Origin of the sequence: Cardinium endosymbiont of Oedothorax gibbosus, from assembly GCF_936981045.1 — a bacterium.
Classification (GTDB): Bacteria; Bacteroidota; Bacteroidia; order Cytophagales; family Amoebophilaceae; genus Cardinium.
Map to the genome: position 1 here is coordinate 13,721 of NZ_OW441264.1, position 24,420 is coordinate 38,140.

Here is a 24,420-nt window from a genome sequence, read left to right on the forward strand (position 1 = left end):
TATATATTGGGTATTATTCGGCCATTAGCATAACAAAATTCTCAAAAGTAGAAAGATGATTTTTAGCTCCAATTACTTGTCCTTTTTGAATCATACGAATGTTTTCTATCCCCGAAATGGTAATGGCTGCAGACTTAAAACACTTAAAACTAAGCATAGGTTTTAGCCGTTTTTTGATAAACCTATGATCTTGTTCAACTCTATTATTCAAGTATTTGTTTTGAAATATTTGAATGGTATGATCTTGATCAAGTTCTGTATTGATCGCATCAAGGGCAGCTTTATTACTACCGCTTTTGTCAATTACTACTTTCTTAGGAATATTATTTTCTGTGATCGCCTTACGAAAAAAAGAAAAAGCTGCAGACTTGTCTCTATACTCAGATAGAAAAAAGTTAACTGTATCACCATAACGATCTACTGTTCTATATAAATAGATCCACTTCCCGTTTAGTTTAATATAGGTCTCATCTATTCTCCAACTACCACCAACTGGTCGTTTTCTTTTGCTTACTGCTTCATCTATAAGAGGAACAAACTTAATAACCCATCTTTGTAGCGTAGAATGATCAACTCTTGCGCCTCTCATACGCATCATCTCTTCCAAATCTCTATAGCTCAAGGAAAAACGACACTTCATCTAGACAAATAACAGGATGACTTCTGCTGAAGAACAATAGCCTTTAAAATAAGGTAATAATTTGGGCGAAATATTAAACATAATGACTACTTTTTTAACTACAGATACTAAAATAATGATTTTTTAGAATAAACGAGACAGAACCGTACTGTGACACAGTTCATTGAACACTTCCTCCAAGGTTAAAAGTTATAGATTGCCTCTTGCAATAGTGGTAACGCCTCATCTTTTGCTGAAATAATTTGGGGTGTTTCATAATCTTCCCAAGGAATATTTAAGGTAGGATCTTGAAAATGAATGCCCTGCTCTGCGTCTGGATAACGATATGCATCGCACTTATACGCGACTATAGCCTCGTTGCTTAAGGCTATAAAGCCATGGGCAAAGCCTCTAGGCACAAAAAGCTGATGCTGGTTTTCTGAAGAAAGTAAAAAGCCCTGCCATTTTCCAAAGGTATCCATTGCCTTACGCAAGTCTACTACCACATCCCATATAACGCCCTGTACCACACGAACCAATTTGGCTTGTGCATAGGGCGCCAATTGATAATGGAGCCCACGAAGGGTTCCTTTTTTAGATAAAGATTGATTTTCTTGTATAAAAGAAACATCCAAGCCTACTGCCTTATATTTTTCTTTATGGTAAGATTCAAAAAAATAACCTCTGCTATCGTAATATATAGTAGGTTTAAACAGTAAAAGACCTGAAAGGTATTGTGCTTCTAATTGCATGACTTATCTGTAGATATTCGTTTAGCCAATGGTGTCAACTTAAGGATTATATGCAGCTCTGCTTTCTAACCACACAAAACAAGCAAAAACGCGCATTGTAAAAAGTTGTGACTAGAAAGCACACCTTGCAGCTGAGCAGAACAACAGTTTAATGGAGGCCACAGGGTGGCTTCTATTTTTTGAGCTGTAAGGGGGGCGTTCACTCAATAGCGTCAACTTAAGGGTTTATTGGTTAGCAAACTCTTCTAAAAACATGATTCCGTCTAGGTTTATCGACCTTATCTCGACTATATAATCGACTTATCCGGATTTTAATTTTAGCACGTATACTGGCTCTATTAAAAAGTCTCTGAAAGCTCTTGGGAGAGCAATCGCCAACAAGAACCTGATACAGTTTCTGCCTCATTACACCAAATAAAACGGAAAAGTTTAACCGATATTGAGCAATTTGGTCTGGGTTCCAAGCGCCTTGTCTATCACACATATGAAGTGATAGTATATTACACATCACTAAGTGTGCCCAAAACTCTTGTAGTACGGCATCTAAGTTTTTTCCAGAGAAATTCTCTAATTCTGAACCTATCTTAAGTCGTTTATAACACTCCTCTATGTGCCACCTTAATAGGTATGCTTTGCTGATATCGTCTGCAGTAAATTCTTCTCGGTCAAAAAGAGAGGTAACCAATACTTCCAGTTTGTCGTTGGGTAAACTAAGGGCTATGACCCTTACTTTTTGGCCGATTGTCTTGGAATTATTTGTCAACATAAAATCAAAATCTGATTTACCAGATGAAACCATTTTCCATAGATTGGTATAATTTTTTTCTTGCACACGAAAAATAAAGTCTGTTTGGCAAGCATTATGTTGCTCAATAAACTTTATTGAAATATAACCACGATCATAGATGAATAATAGTTTTTCTTGCTCTAATGAACGCAGTTGGTTAATTACTTCAGGTAATTGTTCTTCTGCCATTGTTTGCTCTCCCACATGCCAAGGTGCAAAACGTGCACTGATAATCAGAGAAGTACATAAATCAACGAAAAGGGAACCTCTAGCCAATGAAGGCATAGTACCTGTAGTTCCATTCGGGTTAAGGCGACCAAACTTAGAGACGATTTCTTGAGAACCAGGCAAGCGAACTGAGGAGCCATCTCTAGCAATAACTCTATAACCTCTCCATGTTCCATATGAGGTATCACCTTGATAAGCTGTTTGAAGGCTTAAATCCAATAATTCTTTAAATCCTGTATGAGCAATTTTATATCTTGCTTTTGAAAAAGCTTGCTTGGATGGGGGAATTTTAAAAGTTGATGGTTCCATAAGTTCACACTCTATACCTAAACTTTTTTAACTAACCTCAAAATCATAGAAAATACCACTGGAAATGTAAGTTTTCTCCTGCGTGTGAAACTATTTTTTGCCAAACAATGCTTCACTGGAAACTTACGCAAGTGTATGGTATCTTTAATTCGTAAAATAATATTTTTCCCTTTCTCTACCATGTCTTTATATAAAAAAGTACATTTTAAACTTTATTCATCAAATAATACAGAAGGAAAGTATTTTTTATAGAATTAAAAGACAATTATAGGTAGATACTTGAAGGGAAAAACCAAACAATACTAAACAAATAATTACTCATATTTTCCCTTAAGTTGACGCCATTGACCGATCATATAGGTTGGAAGCAACTTACGCAAGCATTGGGGGACCGGGTACAATTAGTAGGGGATGATCTATTTGTGACCAATCCCGTACGCTTAAAGAAGGGCATAGAAGAAAATTTAGTGAATGCAGTGCTGATTAAATACAATCAGATAACGTGAATTCGGGATTAGATTATTTTTTTATTTGATAATCAATATTAATAAAAATTTATAAAATTTGTTTTATAGACAGTTAAATAAGTAGTTGAATAACAAATAATTCTGATAATCAGTTTATTATATATATTATATTTATAAAATTAGATATAAAAACTTGTTAAATAGGTGCAAATATTAACTAAATAATTGATATTAAATTGTTGTAAATCAGTCAAATAAATCCCGAACTCACGTTTTTAGTGCTTTTTTTAGAGCAGGTGGGAAGTGTTCTATAAACTGTGTCAAGGCGATAAAAAGTTATAAATTAATTAAATAAACATTAAAGGTTTTAGACATGGAAGAAAATAAGAACAATTCCTATGTTGGTTTAGTAGATTACAAATTTCTGGAGGAAAATATTTTGTGCTCTATCCGTTTAGGTAAGCCTTTAACAGGAAAAGGTGGTGCTTTAACGCCTCTGATAAAAAAGCTTCTAGAGGCAAGTCTAGAAGGTGAAATGGCACACCATTTATCTAGTGATTCAACAGAAAATAATAGAAGAAATGGCAAAAGCTCTAAAACTTTACGTACAAGTTCTGGTTCCTTTGATCTGCTAATTCCTAGGGATAGGACAGGTAGTTTCGATCCACAAATAGTTAAAAAGCGTCAAACAAGCCTACATCCTGAGCTGGAAAGCAAGATCTTAAGCATATTTTCTAGTGGTATGAGCTATAAATCTATAGCCGTTCATGTTGAAGAGATCTATGATCATAAAGTATCAGCTGCTGAAATATCATCTATTACAGATAGCTTGTTACCGATAATAAATGAATGGCGTAACCGCCCTCTTCAATCAGTTTATCCGATAGTTTTCATGGATAGGATGTTTTTTAAGGTAAAAGAAGATGGCAGATGTGTAAGCAAATGCATGTATACCTTATTAGGCATAGATCAAGAGGGTAAAAAAGAAGTATTGGGATTTTATTTGTCTGAAAGTGAGTGGGCTAACTTCTGGTTGGGTGTACTTAACGAGCTTAAGGAAAGAGGTGTAGAAGATATCCTTATTGCCTGTGTTGATGGCCTAAAAAGCTTTCCTTCAGCCATAAATAGCGTTTTCCCTAATGCACAAGTGCAGGTCTGTGTAGTACATCAGATACGAAACTCACTCAAGTATGTAGCTAGCAAAGACGTAAAACGTTTTTTAACTGATTTAAAGCAAATATATCAAGCTTCAAGTAAGGAAGTTGCTGAGCATTATCTATTGGAATTAGAAGAAAAATGGGGGGGGAAGTATCCAATGGTTACCAAATCTTGGCAAAATAATTGGGAACATTTATCTGGTTATTTTAAGTATTCAGATCCTGTCAGAAGGCTAATTTATACCACCAATCCTATAGAAAGCTTGCATAGGCAGATTAGGAAGTTTACCAAGACAAAAGGAGCGTTTACCAGTATAAATGCTTTGTATAAATTAGTATATTGTGCCATAAAGAAGATCGAGGATAAATGGACTATGCCGCTGCGAAACTGGGCGTTGACCATATCTCAGATAGACATCTTTTTTCCCGGTAGATTAAAATAGACGTTGAGATGAACAGGAGATATGACACAGTTTATAGAACACTTCCCCGATTACTTGTCCTTTTTGAATCATAGGAATGTTTTCTATCCCTGCAATGGTCCTAGAGTAAAGAAATGGTTGGACCACTTAAAATTAAGCATATCTATTGCTTCTGATTGCTCGCAATACAGTAGCTGACTAACTTGATTCTTCATTGTTTACCCATTCCCTTCTCATCCCACCGTACGTTCAGTTTTCCCGAATACGACGGTCCGACAGTCTTCTTCATAAACCTTGCACAACTCTCTCAGGATACTTAATCATTCCACTATCAATGTACAACATCCCCATTGTATAGAGTTTGCTATTGGGATAGCTTTGCCACCCACACCCACGGCCTTTTCTTCTATGGGTTAAATATCTGCGAAATCGGTTATTAATAAAGTCCTGCAATCTAACAAAAGCTTCACTCACATTCGTATGTTTAAAATAGTTAACCCATCCTAACACTACTGGTTTTATTTGCTCGATGAATGTTTGAGGTTTGATTGGTGCTCTTCTACAAGTCAGGTATTTTAGTCTGTTACGGATGCTTTGTTGGGATTGTTTCGTTGGAAATACATAAATGCTATTTCTGCCACTTGTTGGACTCTTTCTTTTTACAAAGTAAAAACCTATGAAGTTAAAGCCTTCTTTCAGTTTCGTTATTCGTGTCTTTTGGTGGTTAATAATGAGCGATAACCTCTTTGCTAATTCTGTGAATTTCTCCAGCGCTAAGCTAGCACTCTTACGACATACCAAAATTGCATCATCACAATACCTATGCAAGGTTGCGCTTAGTTTTTCTGGATACCCCCTTGAGTGCCACACTTGGTCTATAACATTTAGGTAGATATTACTATACAACGGTGATATTGGTGATCCTTGCGGTACTCCAACTTTCTTGCATGTAATTTTACCTTGTTTTGCTATTGACGTTGTTAGGGTTTGTTTAATTAGCTTCAACATACTGCCATCTGCTATCCTTTTAACGTGAGTTCGGGATTAGCTTGTTAAAAAATAGCTTTAAAAAGCTCCTTTGTGTTTTAAATTTGGAGATAAAAAAATACTAACCACGTGAGTTCGGGATTGATTTGACTGATTTACAACAATTTAATATCAATTATTTAGTTAATATTTGCACCTATTTAACAAGTTTTTATATCTAATTTTATAAATATAATATATATAATAAACTGATTATCAGAATTATTTTTTATTCAACTACCTATTTAACTGTCTATAAAACAAATTTTATAAATTTTTATTAATATTGATTATCAAATGAAAAAATAATCTAATCCCGAACTCACGTTGCTAAAGGTAAAACCAGCACCGGTTGGTTTTTTGGATTAAAGTTGCACTTGATAGTCAATGATTTAGGAGAAATTATGAATTTTCAACTGACCACAGGTAAAACTAATGATAGGCTTCCTGTAGAAAATTTGTGTAAACACTTGATGGGTAAAATGTTTGCCGATAAAGGTTACATAAGCAAAGATTTATTTAAAAAACTGATCGAGAAAGGCGTGGAACTCATTACCCAGATCAGAAAAAATATGAAAAATTCTTTTATGCCACTCTGGGATAAACTGATACTTAGAAAACGATCTATAATTGAAACTATTATAGATCAGCTCAAAAATATTAGCCAGATAGAACATTCCAGACATAGAAGCATACCTAATTTTCTAGTCAATTTGATAGCTGGAATTACAGCTTATGCACTAAAAGAGAAAAAACCTTCTATAACTAATATATATATGACTGGTTCACAATACGTCTAATCCAGAACTGAGGTGCTTACGAAATAAAGAAAACGCGCATTGTGAAAAGTTGCGGTGAACAAGTACACCTTACAGCTGAAAAGCAAAACAGTATGTTTGCAGCCCGCGTAGCGGGCAAGTTCTGTTTTTTCTATTGTGCTTTCAGCAATTTTTTGCACAAGGATTGATTTTTTACCTACTTTTTGATCAAACAAGAAGTAAGATAAAAATACCTTTAGTACACCACCTCCAACATAAGTCGTTCTTGGAGTAGTGCTATAGCAGTGTTTTTTTTACTCAAGTAGGTTAATTTTTCTTGATCTGTATAGGGTGTTTGGGCAGATGTCTGCTCGATCAAAGCACTTTGAATGGTTATATCAGGGTGATGTAATTTTTTTCGAAGTGCAGGTAAAAGCTCCTCTTTGAGATTTTGTAGCATCTGCTCTTGAACGGGATTGATCAATGAAATGGTAATCACCGCACCTTGAATCTTTATGGGCTGATTCATAAGGTGATAAGCTGTTATGTGGCCATTTTTTTTAAGTTGCTCGCTATAATCAGCAAGGAAAGATTGAACCATTGTTTCTGAAACTGGTTCTTTTACTTTTATATCATATTGGCTTGCTATTTTTTTATCGGTATCATTCGATTTTTTCCTTGCAGTCAATCCAGATTTTAAGTTTGCTAAGGTAGGAATCGTTATCGTTTCTGGTTTCTGAGCAGGCCCTACTGGCTTGGAGGATGAATGGACCGCAATAGGGCTTGACTTAGCCAGTGGCGTAGATGACCCAGTGGCAACAACATCTGCTTGCTTAGACTTTGCTATAACAGGCTCTTTTTGACCATCTGCTTTTGGTAACGGTGTATCTGGTAATGGTTCTACAGTGCTTTCTGGAACAGACAAATGGCTAGTGGCTAGTTCAATTAGTGCCAGTTCTACATGCAACCTTTGATGTTGGCTAGATTTATAGCCTACATCACATTGGTTTAAGCGTCCTAACGCTTGTAATAAAAAAGGCATCGTGCATTTAGAAGCATATTCAGCATAACGTGGACGAATGTTGTCCGTGACTTCTAAAAGAGGGATGGTAGCATTGTCTTTACAGACCAATAGGTTGCGTAAATGTTCTCCAAGTCCTACTACAAAATGGTGCCCATTAAAACCTGCACGTAGGACGGCGTCATAGAGGGAGAGGACAGCGGGAATATTTCCTTGTAAGAAAGCTTCTGTGCATTTAAAATAATAGTCATAATCCAGAATTTGGAGATGGTCGCATGTGTGGGCGTAGGTAATAGTGCCTCCTCTGCCTGCAGAAGTAGTGAGCAGATCAAACATAGAGAGTGCATCCCGCATGGCACCTTCTGCTTTTTGTGCAATTAGCTGCAGCGCAGATTCTTCATAAGGAATAGACTCTTGCCTGGAAATTGTTTTGAGTTGTGTGACAATATCTTCTAATTTAATTCTATTAAAGTTAAAGATTTGACAACGAGATAAAATAGTAGGTAAAACTTTGTGGCGTTCTGTGGTAGCCAATATAAATAGGGCATAACTAGGGGGTTCTTCAAGCGTTTTGAGAAACGCATTAAAGGCCGCATTAGACAACATATGGACCTCGTCTATAATGTATATCTTATATTTACCCAGTTGAGGGGCATAGCGAACCTGTCCCACCAGATCACGAATATCCTCTACAGAATTATTAGAAGCTGCGTCCAACTCATGGACATTCATAAAACTGTTGCTGCTTAAGCTTATACAATTGGTGCACTGGTTACAGGGCTCTATTGCTTCCGTAACTTGTAAGCAATTGATGGCCTTGGCCAGTATACGCGCACAAGTAGTTTTCCCCACACCACGCGGACCACAAAAAAGAAAAGCATGTGCAAGCTGACCAGATGCTATGGCATTCTTTAATGTGGTAGTAATATGGGGCTGACTAATCACATCTTTAAAAGTAGTAGGGCGGTATTTTCTTGCAGAAACTACAAATTGGCTCATGCTAGCATTTTAAACGATGGCGCATTAGACTATCCTTGAAAAAAGGATTTAATCCGCTCAAAAAAGTTCTCTTCTTTCTTATTGGGCCTCGGTATAAAGTTAGGCGAGTCGCGCAGTGAAAGCAAAAGTTCTTTTTCTTCTTTTGTGAGTTCTTGTGGTGTCCAAATTTGAATAAAAACCAATTGGTCACCCTTTTTGTTATAACTATTTATATCTGCAATACCCTTTCCTTTTAATTTAAGGACCTCGCCACATGATGTTCCAGGTGGAATTTTAAGCCGAACTTTTCCATATATAGTAGGTACTTCCATTTCGCAACCCAGTGTGGCATCTATAAAGCTGACGTGTAAGGTATAGCAAATATTATTGCCTTTACGTTTTAGAAGATCGTCTTCTTCTTCTTCTATTTGGACAATCAAACTACCTGGCATACCGCCACGGGGTGGTGCATTACCCTTGCCACGTAGTGTAAGTTCCATATTCTTTTTTACCCCCTTAGGTACTTGAAAGGTAATCAAATCGTCTATAAACTTCCTGCCTGCTCCATGGCAATCCCTGCAAGGTGTTTTAATACGACTACCCGTTCCAGCACAGGAGCTACAAATAGACTCTGTCAGCATGTTGCCCAGCATAGTTTGGGTGGTTTTACGAACCACACCATGCCCTTTACATAGCCCACATTTTTCTACAGAAAGTCCATTTTCTGCCCCATTACCGCCACATACATCACAACTTGTATAGCGTTTTACTTTTACTTTTTTCTCAGTACCTAATGCAATCTCCTTAAGGTTTAGTTTGATTCTTATGCGTAAATCTTCGCCATATTGAGATGCCCGTCGTGTTCTCCTTCCACCAGCAAAAAAACTGCTAAAGGGAGAATCTTGAAATAAATCATTCAAATCACCTTCGAAAAAGTCATCTCCATAGGGGCTATCCCCCCCTTGGAACCCACTTGTACCAAATTGATCATATTGATTCCTTTTCTCTGGGTGGCTTAAAACATCATAGGCTTCTGTAGCAGCTTTAAACTTCTCTTCTGCTGCTTTGTTTCCTGGGTTTTTATCAGGATGGTATTGCATGGCTATCTTTCGATAGGCTTTTTTAATCTCGTCTGCAGTAGCACTACGTTCTATACCCAGAACACTATAATAATCTTTTTCCATTTATACTCCAATTATAACTTTCGCAAACCGTAACACATATTCATGGATCATATATCCTTTTTCTACTACTGCTACAATCTTCCCTTGCATTTCTAGATTATCTACCGGCTGCTGCATAATGGCTTCATGTAAATCGGCATTAAATACACTTCCTTGCTCTATGGCTATTTCTTTTACACCATATCTTTTTAAACCGCCACATAATTTATCATAAATCAGTTTTATGCCTTCAATATGTTGAAGTGCTTCTTGTGTCCCTTGTAGGGCCGCTATACATCGCTCAAAATCATCTATAATCGGCAAAAGTTCTTTTAATGTTTGCTCATTGGCTCTATCGGTAAAAGCCATACGTTCTTTGGCTGCACGCTTCTTGAAATTATCAAATTCAGCATAAAGACGAACGTATTTGTCATTTGCCTCCATGAGTAGCGTTTGCAGCTGTTCCAATGAACCTACATCAGGGGTGCACACTTGCTTATGACGGTCGTCTAGGGTATCAGCTGACTTACAGCAACTCGTGTGCGGATTTTCCGCTTGCTGGTTGCAACAATCTGCTTGTGGCGCTGCCGCTTGCTGGCCACAGCAACATGGTTGAGGTTCTGTTTCCTCACCGCTACAGCAGCATGGCTGGCGGGTTGTTGCCTCCTCATTAGAGCAACTTGTTTGGCTTTCGTCTACTGGCCCTTTGCAGCAACCTGCTCTGTTTGTATCTGTATCTTGTAATTTCATGTTTTCTGGTATAAAATAATGATGAGATGGCCTCATTATGGCAATATAAAAGCAATGAACAATGCTAACACTACAGCTTATGCAATTTTTTTGCCAAATGCTTTTAATAATGTCAAATTGTCATATTAAACCACACCCTGTTCTGGATATTTTCCAGGTATTTTTCGGTAAAAATCTTGAATATTTGTTATATCTTTCTCCATATCACTTGTAAGATGGAAGGTTGGACCCAATCCCATTTCTTTTTTTGCATAATTGATGTATCCCAAAATAATCGGAACATTTGCCGTTTCAGCTAACCTATAAAAACCTGTTTTCCAACGCTTTACATAGCTTCTTGTTCCTTCTGGGGCAATCGCAAGTAGAAGCCTATCTGCTTGATGGAGCATTTCTGCCATGACCGCTACTATATTGGTGCGCTTGGCTGTTTTATTTCTATCTATTGGGATAGCACCCAACATTTGCATGAAGCAGGAAAGTGGAAAAAACATTACTTCTTTTTTTATGGCAAACCTAATCGGCACATCTGGATGACCCAGTTTAAATAACATACCATAAAAAAAGTCCCAGTTGCTGGTATGTGGCGCCAATACCAGGACTGCTTTTTTCCAAATGATGGGGGGGGTAGTGTTGTTAATTTTCCAACCCAAAAACTTAATGAGCGCAATGGCACACTTTTGGGTCCAACTATGTGCTTGCTGGGTTGCGCTACCTTCGGAATCCATAATTTTATACGCTTTGTTCAAATCGGCCATTATGTTATCGGGCCTAATTTAGTATAAAAAAGTTAATCTAAAGATAGGTATGTTGTTGCATCATTCAATCATTTTAGTCAAGTGTTATGATTTTCTTTTGTTTTTGAAAAAATTTAAAAACCCAAGCCAGCAGCTTCAAGTGATTAAAGTGCATGTAATGATACATGCACCATTTATGCACAACAGGCTAATGGGATTGTTTTTGTGACGATCTATTGTTTATGAAAGAAAAAAATGGTAAAATTGTGTTGGTTATAATCCTCCTTAGCTCAGTTGGTTAGAGCATTTGACTGTTAATCAAAGGGTCGCTGGTTCGAGTCCAGCAGGAGGAGCTTTGTCTATGTGGGTGATGCATTGGTTAGTTCTTTTCCCTTTTGTGATCCAGCTGGTATCTTAAAATGATGATTGGTTGCCAACGCTTATAATGGAACAAGAATGGAAATCTTTTTTGTCTCATTTTGAAGTCTATCTCCGTTTAGAACGTTTGCTTTCTGAACATTCTATTATAGCTTACCTTTCTGATGTAACCAAGTTTACCCGGTTTTTGTTGGGTAAGGGGGTCTCCCCACTTGCAGTTGATTCCATTCATATTCAAGAGTTTTTATCGGTGCTACATGATGTGGGTATGATGGCTACTAGTCAATCAAGGATCCTTTCTGGGTTGCGTGTTTTTTACAAATTTTTATGGTTGGGTCGGCATATCACTAAGGATCCTACTAAGCTTATAGAAAGTCCTCAGTTAGTGCAACATCTGCCATCTGTTTTGTCTGTATCGGAAATTGAGGCGATCATTCATGCAATAGACCATTCTACACCGATTGGCATGCGCAATCGGGCCATTGTAGAAACGCTCTATGGTACAGGTGTGCGTGTTTCTGAGCTCATTTCTTTAAAGCTAAGCCATATCTATTTCGAAGAAAGTTTTGTACGCGTAATTGGAAAAGGTAATAAAGAGCGTTTGATACCTATTGGTGCCATAGCCTTAAAGTATATTAAACTTTATGTACAGGAGGTTCGTAGCCATATGGGTATACAATCAGGATACTTAGATACGCTTTTTTTAAACCGGCGTGGCAGCGGCTTAACCAGGGTGATGATTTTTTTAATGGTGCAGGCGCTTGCTAGAAAGGCTAAAATCCATGTGGACGTTGGGCCTCATATTTTTAGGCACTCTTTTGCTACGCATTTAATAGAAGGGGGAGCGGATTTGCGTGCCATACAGGAAATGTTGGGACATAGTTCTATCACTACTACTGAAATATATACCCACCTAGATACCAACTATCTTAGACAAATCATGCAAGATTATCACCCGAGAAGCCACCTAAATGGCCCTAATAAGTAATAGGTGTAGCATGGTATCAATGCTTTTTTAGAAAAAAATAACTATATTTGTTCCCTTAATGGGGTTCTTAGCTCAGCTGGTTAGAGCATCTGTTTTACACACAGAAGGCCGCAGGTTCGAATCCTGCAGGGCCCACGCTGCTTGTGGATTTTCTAAAGTGCAAAAGCTTCAAAGAAGCTATAACAATAGGTAACTGAATATGAATCTAGGGTTGCCCTCTATTGAACTTAACATTTAAATGCTATGCCCGTTAGATTACAACGTAAAGCAAGAAGAAATAAAGTCAAAGCAGCACAACGTAAAGCTGCCATTAAGCGTTTGATGTTTATGCCTATTATTAAATGTTTAGATGTAGAAGCGATACGTAAAAGTTTTGTGGATCGCAAAGCTACTGCTTAGATTGTATGCGGCACATTAAAACCGCCCCTTGTAAAAAGTTGCGATCAGCAAGCACACCTTGCAGTTGATCAGAAAAACAGCTTGTTTGAAGCCCGAGCAGCGGGCAAGTTCTGTTGTTCCAGCTGTAAGGTGTGGCTTCAGCAACTTTTTGCGCAGGGCTTGATTTTTTTGTACACTTTTTTATCAAGAAAGAAGTGTGATATAGGTTCCTTTTTTACTGCTGGTTTGAACAGATACATAGTCCTTTTTGTCTATGCCTGTTTATAGTTTTTCGATGTATGCTGCCACTAGCTTTTATCTTATTTGGAAGATCGAAGAAAGTTTGGCAACACTATGCGCTCAATTACCTTCTCAATTTTTAGCTGATTTCCACAGTGGGGGCTTATCCTCTAAGGATAGGATACGGCAGTCTATGGCCGTAAGAATAGCGCTTTACGCTTTGCTAAAAAAATTAGATTTACCCATTTTACCACTTTCTAAAAATGAACAAGGTAGGCCTATTTTGGGTGATGGTAGGCTTCATATCAGCTTTACGCATACCCGTTACGTAGCGGCTGTAGCATTATCTACCTCTGCGCCTATAGGTATCGACCTAGAGATGGTTCAACCTAGCTTGCATATAGTACAAGGAAGGTTTTTAACAGAAGAAGAAGCGAAAGACACCAATCATTGCCTTGAAAAGCTGGCCATCTATTGGTGCGCTAAAGAAGCACTCTATAAACGTTTAGATAAGCAACAGATCTCTACCTGTAAGGATATTTTTATAGAACCATTTTATTTACAAACTAAAGGAAAAATTGTAGCCCATTTGAATCAAACAAAGTATGCAATGGGCTACGAGCAAATCGTAGATACCGTTCTACGGCCGCATGTTTTGGTATACTGCCAAGATTAGTGGTATCTGTTTTAAGTCAGTGGTAAAAAAGGCACTTATGTCATACTTTAGACCTTCTGCGAAAGAATCTATTCGCTACGGGCTCTGTCCACTTAAGTGTGTAAATTATTTTTTTGGTTTTATTCAATTCTGTTTTCAAATTTAATTAAAAATGTGCCACAGCCTCGCTCCAGTTATGAATAGAGGTGGGGTTCTGTCGCGTCTATAGTTTTCTTAGTATAGGTTTTTCGTTTAAGTCAAATTTTGGATATTATGCGGCCATTAAGATAGCAAAGTTCTCAAAAGTAGAAAGATGATTTTTAGCTCCTCTTACTTGTCCTTTTTGAATCATACGAATGTTTTCTATCCCTGAAATAGTAATGGAAGCAGAATAAAAATTCTTAAAACCCAGCATAGGTTTTATCCGTTTTTTGATAAACCTATGATCTTGTTCAACTCTATTATTCAAATATTTGTTTTGAAATATTTGAATGGTATGATCTTGATCAAGATCTGTATTGATCGCATCAAGGGCAGCTTTATTACTGCCGCTTTTGTCAATTACTACTTTCTTAGGAATATTATTTTCTGTGATAGCCTTGCGAAAAAAAGAAAGCGTTGAAGACTTGTCTCTATGATCAGATAGAAAAAAGTCAACTGTATCACCATAACGATCTACTGCTCTATATAAATAGATCCACTTCCCGTTTAGTTTAACATAGGTTTCATCCATTTTCCAACTACTACCAACTGGTCGTTTTCTTTTTCTTACTGCTTTATCTATCAGAGGAACAAACTTAATAACCCATCTCTGTAGCGTAGAATGATCAACTCTTGCGCCTCTCATACGCATCATCTCTTCCAAATCTCTATAGCTCAAGGAAAAACGACACTTCATGTATACAAATAACAGGATGACTTCTGATGAAGAACAATAACCTTTAAAATATGGTAATAACTCGGGAGAAATATTAAACATAATAACTACTTTTTTAAATACCGATACTAAAATAATCATTTTTTAGAATAAACGCGACAGAACCAACTTTCGTATGGTGACATCATAAGCAAACTAAAACGAAACTACCTTATCCTACTCTATTCCAATCTCCAGCTACAGTAAGCAATCTAACATATTCTTTATAAATTGGCAAGTGAGCAGGATGCTGAAAGTCTGGGTCTTGTTGGATAATATTTTTAGCTAGTTTACGTGCTACCTCCAAAATAGCAGTATCCTTAGATAAATCAGCTATTTTTAAATTTAGGGTACCACTCTGCTGCAATCCCATTAGGTCCCCTGGACCACGGAGTTTAAGATCCAGTTCTGCTATTTCAAATCCATTATTTGTTTTAACCATAGTTTCCATCCGCTTTTTTCCTGCTTTATTCAAACGATAATCTGTCATTAAAATACAATAGGATTGTGCACTACCACGACCAACCCTTCCACGTAACTGGTGCAACTGAGACAACCCAAATCGCTCCGCACTTTCTATAACCATTACCGTTGCATTGGGTACATTCACACCTACCTCTATAACAGTTGTAGCAACCAAAATATGTGTTTCATTTTTTTCAAAACGCTTCATCTCCATATCCTTGGCAGCACTATCCATCTTACCGTGCACAATTCCAACAGGAACATCTGGGAAAGCTCTGCAAACAGATGTGTAACCAGCCATTAGATTACTGTAATCTAACGCAACAGAGGCCTCAATAAGAGGATAAACAATATATATCTGCCTACCTAAGATTAGCTGTTCTCTTATAAACTGAAAAACCTTTAACCGAGCATTTTCATAGTAGTGTTGCGTCTTAATAGGCTGCCTGCCTGATGGCAATTCATAAATAGTAGAAAGATCCAAGTCACCATAAAAAGTCATAGCTAAGGTCCTTGGAATAGGTGTAGCAGTCATAGTAAGTATATGGGGCGCATAAACTTGATTTTTAGTTAAAAGGCCAGCACGTTGTGCTACACCAAAACGGTGCTGCTCATCTATTATAAAAAAACCCAATTCATTAAACGAAACGTCATCACTCAGTAAAGCATGTGTACCCACTATAATATGCAATAGGCCTACCTTGAGTCGATATAAAATATGTACCCTCTCTTTCTTTTTAGTACTCCCTGTAAGCAAAGCAATATTTAAACCCAATTGTCGCGCAAAGACATGAAAACGTTCAAAATGCTGCTTAGCCAAAATTTCAGTAGGCGCCATAATAGCCACTTGTGCTTTACTTCCTATAACGATTAGCATGGCAAGAAAAGCAACAATCGTTTTTCCACTTCCCACATCACCTTGCAAAAGCCTGTTCATCCGCTTACCGGAACTTAAATCTCGATAAATCTCTCTAATAGTCTTTTTTTGGCCATTCGTTAAATTAAAAGGTAAATGGTTGTGGTAAAATACATTTAACAATTCTACTTTATTAAAAATTTTATCATTTTGCTTTTCCACACGAACTTGTCTTACCTTAAGTAGTTTTAATTGAGTGTAAAATAACTCCTCAAACTTAAGCCTTCTTTGAGCTTGATTAAGTACGGTTTGACTACTCGGGAAATGAATATTTCCAAAGGCCTCTTTTAAAGAAACAAGTTGATAGCGCGTCAATAAATAGTCCGGTAATGTTTCTTCTACAATTGCACCAAGCTGACTCAACAGCTTCTTTTGTAAGAAAGCGATCCCCTTAGTGTCCAGCTGATTACGCTTTAATTTTTCTGTGCTATGATATAAAGGAACCAAATTGATTGTATTTCCTTGATTGCCAATTGCAAGAGTAATTTCCGGGTGGATAAGTTGTTTCTGGCCTTGTGGCAAAAAGAGAGGCTTTCCCCAAATACGGTAGCGTACGTTTGGCTTGATCTTCTTTATGATCCAAGAAAAGTTATGAAACCATATAAGTTCTATTTGTCCTGTACCGTCTTCAAATAGCGCTACCAATCTTTTTTTCCCTTTATCTATTCTTTGCAGTCTTTTAATATACCCTTGCAGTTGTACACTAGAGGTAGTAGGAATTAATGCGGCAATAGTAAACTGATTGTTTCGATCTTCATATCGGAATGGATAATGTTTTAAAAGGTCTTCATAGGTATGTATACCTAATTCATCCTTAAGCAATTGCGCTTTGTCCAATTCTGTAAGGAGTCCTATATCTCTAGAGAAAAAACTATCCATAATAAGATCTGTTCAGGATACATTGATCCTTTCCTATTTATCCACACCTATTTTAAAAGATATTATAAGTAATTTAATACAAATGAAAAAAAACTTACTTTTATTACTAAGTGGATTTGTGGAAAGATATAAGTTAAAAACAGAATTGTGGATATCTATTTATTAATATACTTTGTTTATCCACCGATTGGTTTATGTTAGAAGTAAGTATGTAAGCTTATGATTAGTTTAGAAGCTAAAACATTTTAAATGTAGTTGATTTTAAGGATAGTTGTATACCTAAATGGTTACAATTTTAATAACTATTTAGTTTAAGTATACTATTATATATATTGATTTTCAATTACTCTGTAAAAGATATAGCTGGATGCAAACCGCCTTATTCATTTTTTCCTGAATAGGTTGATTATCAATAGTATGTAATTAGTCTTGGGCCAATATTGGGATTAATGTGTTTTAGTACGGTGCTATACTATGGTAAATAAATAGTAGGAAATGTGAATAAAAGTGTGTGCAACTAGGTCCTTGATAACTTTGGTTATATCTCTAGTATAAATATTGATAGAGGTGTTTTTAGATTGTTGATCTTTAAGAGATCGTTTATAAGTGAATAGATGGGTAAGTGTTTTGTGGAAACCTAAAAAAAGGAGTTTGTATGTTTACTTTTCGTTTGGTAAAAGGAATGGTTGCGCCTAACTTTTTACTTGATAAAAAAGTAGGAATAAAATCAAGCCCTAATGTAAAGTTGGAAGTGTTCTATAAACTGTGTCAAGGCGATAAAAAGTTATAAATTAATTAAATAAACATTAAAGGTTTTAGACATGGAAGAAAATAAGGACAATGGTTCTGTCGCGTTTATTCTAAAAAATGATTATTTTAGTATCGGTATTTAAAAAAGTAGTTATTATGTTTAATATTTCTCCCGAGTTATTACCATATTTTAAAGGTTATTGTTCTTCATCAGAAGTCATCCTGTTATTTGTATACATGAAGTGTCGTTTTTCCTTGAGCTATAGAGATTTGGAAGAGATGATGCGTATGAGAGGCGCAAGAGTTGATCATTCTACGCTACAGAGATGGGTTATTAAGTTTGTTCCTCTGATAGATAAAGCAGTAAGAAAAAGAAAACGACCAATTGGTAGTAGTTGGAAAATGGATGAAACCTATGTTAAACTAAACGGGAAGTGGATCTATTTATATAGAGCAGTAGATCGTTATGGTGATACAGTTGACTTTTTTCTATCTGATCATAGAGACAAGTCTTCAACGCTTTCTTTTTTTCGCAAGGCGATCACAGAAAATAATATTCCTAAGAAAGTAGTAATTGACAAAAGCGGTAGTAATAAAGCTGCCCTTGATGCGATCAATACAGATCTTGATCAAGATCATACCATTCAAATATTTCAAAACAAATATTTGAATAATAGAGTTGAACAAGATCATAGGTTTATCAAAAAACGGATAAAACCTATGCTGGGTTTTAAGAATTTTTATTCTGCTTCCATTACTATTTCAGGGATAGAAAACATTCGTATGATTCAAAAAGGACAAGTAAGAGGAGCTAAAAATCATCTTTCTACTTTTGAGAACTTTGCTATCTTAATGGCCGCATAATATCCAAAATTTGACTTAAACGAAAAACCTATACTAAGAAAACTATAGACGCGACAGAACCGCTAGATCTGCAGGTCGGATGCTGATGTTACAACTTTAAGGGTACATTTTCAACAACTTTTTGCATCAGATCTTGATTTTTTTGCCTACTTTTTTATCAAGACAAAAGTAAGGTAAACATTTCTTTTTTACACACCACGAGAAATATACTTTTCACGTCTTATGTGTTGTGGATTAAAACCCATTTTTTGCAACTTTTCCATACTATCATCAATCATATATGAATTACCACAGAGGTATACCAGATCAGTGATTGGGTTTAAGTTAAGTGTTTCAAAGGCTGATTGTACGTATCCTGAATATTGATAAGATGTGGTCAATGCATCTGCTCTACTTAAATGGCTACGAAAATGAAAATTTTTATACTTTTTAGCAAAAGCTATAAAATCTTCTGCATAGAGTAGGTCATTGGCGTAACGTACACCTAATAGCAACGTTACTTTTAGTGTTTCGTCTTCTTCTAGCCATTTGGCAATGGTAGGCAACATAGAACGATAGGGCGCTACACCTGTTCCAGTCGCTACTAATATATACTGGGAGGGCCTTTCTGTTTCTTGAAGGATGAATCTACCTTTAGGCCCTACACAACATAACTCATCTCCGATTTTTAAATTAAAGAGGATTTTAGTAGCAAACCCACCCTCAACAGGTGCGATTGCGATTTCCAATTTGTTGCCTTGCTCAGGACTATTGGCTAAGCTATAGCTACGTGGTACTATTTTACCAGACTCGTGTGGCAACAAAAAAGTAATAAATTGGCCCGGTATAAATAGAAAAGGCAGCTTATCAGAACGTATAAAGGTCAACTGTGCTACGCTAGGTGTAAGCATGGTGGACCCTATATACTCAACTTTAAATTGCTTGGTTTCCATTATTTATATTTATACTATATGTGGTATACCAATGACCACATCCTCTGTTTTTTATCTATCTACTGCTTTGCTTTAAGCCAGTATCCGTTCAATCAATGGTGCCCAACTCACAGATTACATTTGTTCAGCCTTCTAGCAACATGAAACAAGAAAAATACCTCTTGAGGCCGTTGCAATAGAAAACTAAGTTTTTATAAGATAGAGGTAATTATCGCCTAATAGTTACTTTTAAGTATTAAAAATACATAAACAATAATATTTCTAGTCTAGAAACATTACAAATATGTCCGAATTATTATAGTAAAACCATGTAGAATCTTCTATTACAATGGCCTCCTCTTGTAAAAAGTTGCGACGAGAAAATGGACCTTACAGCTGAGGAGCAAATCAGTTTAATGGGACCGCATGACGGCTTCTGTTTTTCCTGACCTGTTTTCAGCAGCTTTTTGCATAGGGTTTGGATATGTGGGCTATTTTCTTATCAAGAAAAAAGATATAAGTATCATACAAATTCCTTTTCGGTATTTGAACCCCCAAGTTTAAAAAAAACTAAGCATGAATCAAAACTTTTTATAAGAAATCAAAGACGTATCATGAAGCTTTGACTATTTAGTCGTCCCTGAAGTATTCTTAATCAATAGGTTTATTTCAATCATACTATTTTTTAAGACTCGGATTTATAGGATGTTCTTTATTTGAACTAAACCCGTTAGGGGTATAAGTGCTCAGGTAGAGCGCTTCTTAGTTATACAACAGGAGTTCTGATTGATTATGTTGGTATTAACGTGAGTTCGGGATTTATTTGACTGATTTACAACAATTTAATATCAATTATTTAGTTAATATTTGCACCTATTTAACAAGTTTTTATATCTAATTTTATAAATATAATATATATAATAAACTGATTATAAGAATTATTTGTTATTCAACTACCTATTTAACTGTCTATAAAACAAATTTTATAAATTTTTATTAATATTGATTATCAAATGAAAAAATAATCTAATCTCGAACTCACGTTAATACATAATTCATGGTTAAACATTTTGATGGTTCATGATAAAGCATTAAATTCAGGTGATCCATTGCCTTTCTCTTGATGTAGGCTTAGGCTAAACTTAGGTGTAGGGGCGTATTTGTTTTTGGAATCTTTATTGTATCATCATGGTCGTTGCGCAGCTCTATTTGTATCTTTTTCTTATCGTTGGGTGTTTTATATTTTTTTATTTTTTTCCAGTTGGTCTTTGGATTACAGCCCGTTTTTCTGGCGTGCAAGTTGGGTTGTTTGAGTTGGTTTTTATGCGTATTCGTAAGGTTCCGCCTGCTGTTATTGTAGATGGGCTTGTAGTAGCGACTAAGGCTGGGCTTAAGTTAACCCTCATTGAGGTTGAAACCCATTATTTAGCTGGTGGGCATGTGCCATCTGTTATTAAAGCGCTTATTTCTGCAGACAAAGCCAATATTAGCCTTTCGTTTAAGCAAGCTACTGCTATTGACTTAGCGGGTAGGGATGTATTTGAGGCCGTTCAAATTTCTGTTAATCCAAAGGTGATCAATACGCCTTCTGTAGCAGCTGTGGCGATGGATGGCATTCAGCTTATTGCCCAGGCAAGGGTTACGGTTAGAGCCAATATTCAGCAATTGGTAGGTGGTGCTGGAGAAGAAACCATTTTGGCCCGTGTAGGGGAGGGGATTGTTACCTCGATTGGTTCTTCTACGAGTCACAAGGAAGTATTGGCCAATCCTGATACCATTTCGCAGTTGGTATTGAATAGGGGCTTGGATTCAGGCACTGCTTTCCAAATACTTTCCATTGACATTGCTGACGTCGATGTGGGCGACAACATTGGCGCCAAGCTCCAAATTGATCAAGCCAATGCCGACTTGCGTGTAGCCGAAGCTAAAGCAGAGGAAAAGCGAACTATGGCGGTAGCCTTAGAGCAAGAAATGAAGGCTAAATCTGAGGAAGCAAGGGCTAAGGTTATTTTAGCTGAAGCAGAAGTACCACAGGCTTTGGCGGTTGCTTTAAGAAATGGCCAGTTTGGGGTGATGGATTATTATCGTATGCAAAATATCAAAGCAGATACCCAAATGCGTATTAGTGTGGCAACAGATGATATGCTGCCTATTAAAGGACATTAGTGGTTCTGTCGCGTCTATATTTTCTTTTTGTATAGCTCTTCTCTTTACCTTAAATTTTGATTATTATTCGGCCATTAGCATAACAAAATTCTCAAAAGTAGAAAGATGATTTTTAGCTCCGATTACTTGTCCTTTTTGAATCATAGGAATGTTTTCTATCTCTACAATGGTCTAGAGTAAAGAAATGGTTGGACCACTTAAAATTAAGCATATCTATTGCTTCTGATTGCTCGCAATACAGTAGCTGACTAACTTGATTCTTCATTGTTTACCCATTCCCTTCTCATCCCAAGGTACGTTCAGTTTTCCCGAATACGGCGGTCCGACAGTCTTCTTCATAAACCTTGCACAACTCTCTCAGGATACTTAATCATTCCACTACCAATGTACAACATCCCCATTGTATAGAGTTTGCTATTGGGACAGCTTTGCCACCCACATCCACGGCCTTTTCTTCTATGGGTTAAGTATCTGCGAAATCGGTTATTAATAAAGTCCTGCAATCTAACAAAAGCTTCACTCGCATTCGTATGTTTAAAATAGTTAACCCATCCTAACACTACTGGTTTTATTTGCTCGATGAATGCTTGAGGTTTGATTGGTGCTCTTCTACAAGTCAGGTATTTTAGTCTGTTACGGATGCTTTGTTGGGATTGTTTCGTTGGAAATACATAAATGCTATTTCTGCCACTTGTTGGACTCTTTCTTTTTACAAAGTAAAAACCTATGAAGTTAAAGCCTTCTTTCAGTTTCGTTATTCGTGTCTTTTGGTGGTTAATAATGAGCGATAACCTCCTTACTAATTCTGTGAATTTCTCCAGCGCTAAGCTAGCACTCTTACGACATACCAAAATTGCATCATCACAATACCTATGCAAGGTTGCGCTTAGCTTTTCTGGATACCCCCTTGAGTGCCACACTTGGTCTATAACATTTAGGTAGATATTACTATACAACGGTGATATTGGTGATCCTTGCGGTACTCCAACTTTCTTGCATGTAATTTTACCTTGTTTTACTATTGACGTTGTTAGGGTTTGTTTAATTAGCTTCAACATACTGCCATCTGCTATCCTTTTACTAATAAGTTTTAATAACTTTTCATGTGGGATGCTAATAAAGTATGATTGAAAATCAATCTCAACTACGCCCCATGCCTGCTGGTATAGATCTTCTCGGATCACTAAACTCGCTTGTTTGGCTCCTCGTTTCGGTCTATAGCCGTATGAACATTCATGAAAATCAGCTTCGAAGATCGGTTCAATGACTATTTTCATTGCTGTGAGCACTATGAGATCTTCTACGGTCATTACCTCTAGTGGCCTTGTTCCACCTTTAGCTTTGGGTATTTCTACCAACCTGCTTGAGGTAAATTTGTATAGCTTTGCGCGTAGTTGCTGCTGCAATTTATTGATAATCTTTGCCTCACCTTGATCTATTATATCACTTATGCTTTTACCATCAATCCCTGCTGAACCTTGATTTGCTTTGACTTGACGCCAAGCTTCCCAAAGTACATCTTTTAGATAAATTTTATCATATATACTATAAAATCTGACTTCCTTACATTGCTTGGATTTGAGATATAGAGTTCTTTGGAGTTGCTGAACTTTTAATGTTCCGTTCATAGCTTTAGGGCAATCAGACATTCTCAACTCTTTTAAACTCGTTAACTGAAGTAGGGTCCCTTTCCTCTTGAGTGGTTTCCCAATCAATACGAACGGTATTATAGACCCCGCGGACTTCTGATATCACCCTTATTGATTTCGCTTTACTTATACAATAAAGTTTCCAGTGGCCTACTGGATTCATATCAGATCTCCCGGACTACGATGTGAAACATTCATAGCGTGCAACCCCTAACACCCCGGCACTTGTATGATGGTCATGGTCTATTTTTTCCATCCTACTATCAGCCTTCCTGTAGCCACTAGATAGTCGGCAAATGCGCTTAAACGGCTTAACGAGGCTAATTTAGGTTCACTTTTGTTGCAGCCCGCTATTTTGCAGATGCATTTAAAGGTAACTTAAACCTGTGAATCACCCCACAAATCCAACCTCCTGCTAGACTCCCGAAATAGACAAATTAGAGTCAGGGGACTTACACCCCATTTGTTGCACACCTGTGCCGGCGTGCAATGGCTGCAGACTTAAAACACTTAAAACTAAGCATAGGTTTTAGCCGTTTTTTGATAAACCTATGATCTTGTTCAACTCTATTATTCAAGTATTTGTTTTGAAATATTTGAATGGTATGATCTTGATCAAGTTCTGTATTGATCGTATCAAGGGCAGCTTTATTACTACCGCTTTTGTCAATTACTACTTTCTTAGGAATATTATTTTCTGTGATCGCCTTACGAAAAAAAGAAAAAGCTACAGACTTGTCTCTATGCTCAGATAGAAAAAAGTTAACTGTATCACCATAACGATCTACTGCTCTATATAAATAGATCCACTTCCCGTTTAGTTTAACATAGGTTTCATCCATTCTCCAACTACCACCAACTGGTCGTTTTCTTTTGCTTACTGCTTCATCTATAAGAGGAACAAATTTAATAACCCATCTTTGTAGCGTAGAATGATCAACTCTTGCGCCTCTCATACGCATCATATCTTCCAAATCTCTATAGCTCAAGGAAAAACAATACTTCATCTAGACAAATAACAGGATGACTTCTGCTGAAGAACAATAGCCCTTAAAATAAGGTAATAATTTGGGCGAAATATTAAACATAATAAC

16 protein-coding genes, 2 tRNA genes and 6 pseudogenes are annotated in these 24,420 nt (G+C 36.7%); 10 read left to right on the plus strand and 14 right to left on the minus strand.

The annotated features are described in order from the left end of the window. Window positions 1-13 precede the first annotated feature (13 nt). The 3 genes and pseudogenes from NBW36_RS00055 to NBW36_RS00065 all read right to left on the minus strand — a co-directional run bounded on the left by NBW36_RS00055 (window position 14) and on the right by NBW36_RS00065 (window position 2,877). Window positions 14-721, minus strand: a pseudogene (locus tag NBW36_RS00055) (IS6 family transposase). A gap of 101 nt (window positions 722-822) precedes the next feature. Continuing rightward, a complete protein-coding gene (rfbC, locus tag NBW36_RS00060) occupies window positions 823-1,371 on the minus strand; it encodes a dTDP-4-dehydrorhamnose 3,5-epimerase (RefSeq protein WP_250238275.1) in 549 nt (182 codons plus the stop codon). Window positions 1,372-1,603: 232 nt separating this feature from the next. Further along, window positions 1,604-2,877: pseudogene (locus NBW36_RS00065) on the minus strand (IS4 family transposase). 168 nt (window positions 2,878-3,045) lie between these two features. Between NBW36_RS00065 and eno the strand changes: the two are divergent. Together eno and NBW36_RS00075 are read left to right on the plus strand one after the other, a co-directional pair. Then, a pseudogene (gene eno, locus NBW36_RS00070) lies at window positions 3,046-3,195 on the plus strand (phosphopyruvate hydratase); the annotation flags it as partial. Between the two features lie 340 nt (window positions 3,196-3,535). Then, a complete protein-coding gene (locus NBW36_RS00075) occupies window positions 3,536-4,762 on the plus strand; it encodes an IS256 family transposase (protein WP_250238278.1) in 1,227 nt (408 codons plus the stop codon). 264 nt (window positions 4,763-5,026) lie between these two features. On the opposite strand, the gene NBW36_RS00080 is transcribed toward NBW36_RS00075, so the two are convergent. Further along, window positions 5,027-5,749 (minus strand): reverse transcriptase domain-containing protein, encoded by a 723-nt coding sequence (locus tag NBW36_RS00080; RefSeq protein WP_250238280.1) that lies wholly within the window; start codon window positions 5,747-5,749, stop codon window positions 5,027-5,029. A 335-nt stretch (window positions 5,750-6,084) separates the two neighbouring features. On the opposite strand from NBW36_RS00080, the pseudogene NBW36_RS00085 reads away from it, so the two are divergent. Continuing rightward, window positions 6,085-6,567: pseudogene (locus tag NBW36_RS00085) on the plus strand (IS982 family transposase); the annotation flags it as partial. 214 nt (window positions 6,568-6,781) lie between these two features. On the opposite strand, the gene dnaX reads toward NBW36_RS00085, so the two are convergent. The 4 genes from dnaX to NBW36_RS00105 form a co-directional block, all read right to left on the minus strand. Continuing rightward, on the minus strand, window positions 6,782-8,545 hold the full coding sequence (gene dnaX, locus NBW36_RS00090; protein WP_250238282.1) for a DNA polymerase III subunit gamma/tau: 1,764 nt from the start codon (window positions 8,543-8,545) through the stop codon (window positions 6,782-6,784). 29 nt (window positions 8,546-8,574) lie between these two features. After that, on the minus strand, window positions 8,575-9,708 hold the full coding sequence (gene dnaJ, locus NBW36_RS00095) for a molecular chaperone DnaJ (protein ID WP_250238283.1): 1,134 nt from the start codon (window positions 9,706-9,708) through the stop codon (window positions 8,575-8,577). Then, the gene (locus tag NBW36_RS00100; protein ID WP_250238284.1) at window positions 9,709-10,473 is read right to left on the minus strand and encodes a nucleotide exchange factor GrpE; all 765 of its coding nucleotides are present in this window, start codon (window positions 10,471-10,473) and stop codon (window positions 9,709-9,711) included. It abuts the gene before it with no gap. An 89-nt stretch (window positions 10,474-10,562) separates the two neighbouring features. Continuing rightward, window positions 10,563-11,192, minus strand: a complete 630-nt coding sequence (locus NBW36_RS00105) for a 1-acyl-sn-glycerol-3-phosphate acyltransferase (RefSeq protein WP_250238287.1) — start codon at window positions 11,190-11,192, stop codon at window positions 10,563-10,565. A 258-nt stretch (window positions 11,193-11,450) separates the two neighbouring features. Here NBW36_RS00105 and NBW36_RS00110 point away from each other — a divergent pair. From NBW36_RS00110 to NBW36_RS00130, 5 genes are all read left to right on the plus strand, one after another. After that, window positions 11,451-11,524: transfer RNA gene (locus NBW36_RS00110), tRNA-Asn, on the plus strand. A gap of 92 nt (window positions 11,525-11,616) precedes the next feature. Further along, window positions 11,617-12,537 (plus strand): site-specific tyrosine recombinase, encoded by a 921-nt coding sequence (locus NBW36_RS00115; RefSeq protein ID WP_250239183.1) that lies wholly within the window; start codon window positions 11,617-11,619, stop codon window positions 12,535-12,537. A 61-nt stretch (window positions 12,538-12,598) separates the two neighbouring features. Then, a tRNA-Val gene (locus NBW36_RS00120) sits at window positions 12,599-12,672 on the plus strand. A gap of 108 nt (window positions 12,673-12,780) precedes the next feature. Continuing rightward, the gene (locus NBW36_RS00125; RefSeq protein ID WP_250238289.1) at window positions 12,781-12,936 is read left to right on the plus strand and encodes a hypothetical protein; all 156 of its coding nucleotides are present in this window, start codon (window positions 12,781-12,783) and stop codon (window positions 12,934-12,936) included. Window positions 12,937-13,348: 412 nt separating this feature from the next. Continuing rightward, entirely contained in the window at window positions 13,349-13,831 is a 483-nt protein-coding gene (locus tag NBW36_RS00130; RefSeq protein ID WP_250238291.1) for a 4'-phosphopantetheinyl transferase family protein, read from the plus strand. 250 nt (window positions 13,832-14,081) lie between these two features. Here the strand turns inward: NBW36_RS00130 and NBW36_RS00135 are convergent, their stop codons facing one another. Together NBW36_RS00135 and recG are read right to left on the minus strand one after the other, a co-directional pair. After that, window positions 14,082-14,789 (minus strand): IS6 family transposase, encoded by a 708-nt coding sequence (locus NBW36_RS00135; RefSeq protein WP_250239146.1) that lies wholly within the window; start codon window positions 14,787-14,789, stop codon window positions 14,082-14,084. 109 nt (window positions 14,790-14,898) lie between these two features. Beyond that, window positions 14,899-16,986, minus strand: a complete 2,088-nt coding sequence (recG, locus tag NBW36_RS00140) for an ATP-dependent DNA helicase RecG (RefSeq protein ID WP_439099472.1) — start codon at window positions 16,984-16,986, stop codon at window positions 14,899-14,901. A gap of 906 nt (window positions 16,987-17,892) precedes the next feature. Here recG and NBW36_RS00145 point away from each other — a divergent pair. Further along, a complete protein-coding gene (locus NBW36_RS00145; RefSeq protein ID WP_250239135.1) occupies window positions 17,893-18,600 on the plus strand; it encodes an IS6 family transposase in 708 nt (235 codons plus the stop codon). A 188-nt stretch (window positions 18,601-18,788) separates the two neighbouring features. Here NBW36_RS00145 and NBW36_RS00150 read toward each other — a convergent pair whose 3' ends face one another. Next, entirely contained in the window at window positions 18,789-19,532 is a 744-nt protein-coding gene (locus NBW36_RS00150) for an FAD-binding oxidoreductase (RefSeq protein WP_250238293.1), read from the minus strand. A gap of 1,167 nt (window positions 19,533-20,699) precedes the next feature. On the opposite strand from NBW36_RS00150, the gene floA reads away from it, so the two are divergent. Continuing rightward, window positions 20,700-21,677: a flotillin-like protein FloA gene (floA, locus tag NBW36_RS00155; RefSeq protein WP_250238294.1), complete on the plus strand. Its 978-nt coding sequence runs from the start codon at window positions 20,700-20,702 to the stop codon at window positions 21,675-21,677. 63 nt (window positions 21,678-21,740) lie between these two features. Here floA and NBW36_RS00160 read toward each other — a convergent pair. The 3 genes and pseudogenes from NBW36_RS00160 to NBW36_RS00170 all read right to left on the minus strand — a co-directional run. Next, window positions 21,741-21,848, minus strand: a pseudogene (locus NBW36_RS00160) (IS6 family transposase); the annotation flags it as partial. Window positions 21,849-22,012: 164 nt separating this feature from the next. Next, complete coding sequence (ltrA, locus tag NBW36_RS00165; RefSeq protein ID WP_250238295.1) at window positions 22,013-23,326, minus strand: group II intron reverse transcriptase/maturase; 1,314 nt, start codon at window positions 23,324-23,326, stop codon at window positions 22,013-22,015. 488 nt (window positions 23,327-23,814) lie between these two features. Continuing rightward, window positions 23,815-24,414, minus strand: a pseudogene (locus NBW36_RS00170) (IS6 family transposase); the annotation flags it as partial. Between the last annotated feature and the right edge of the window lie 6 nt (window positions 24,415-24,420).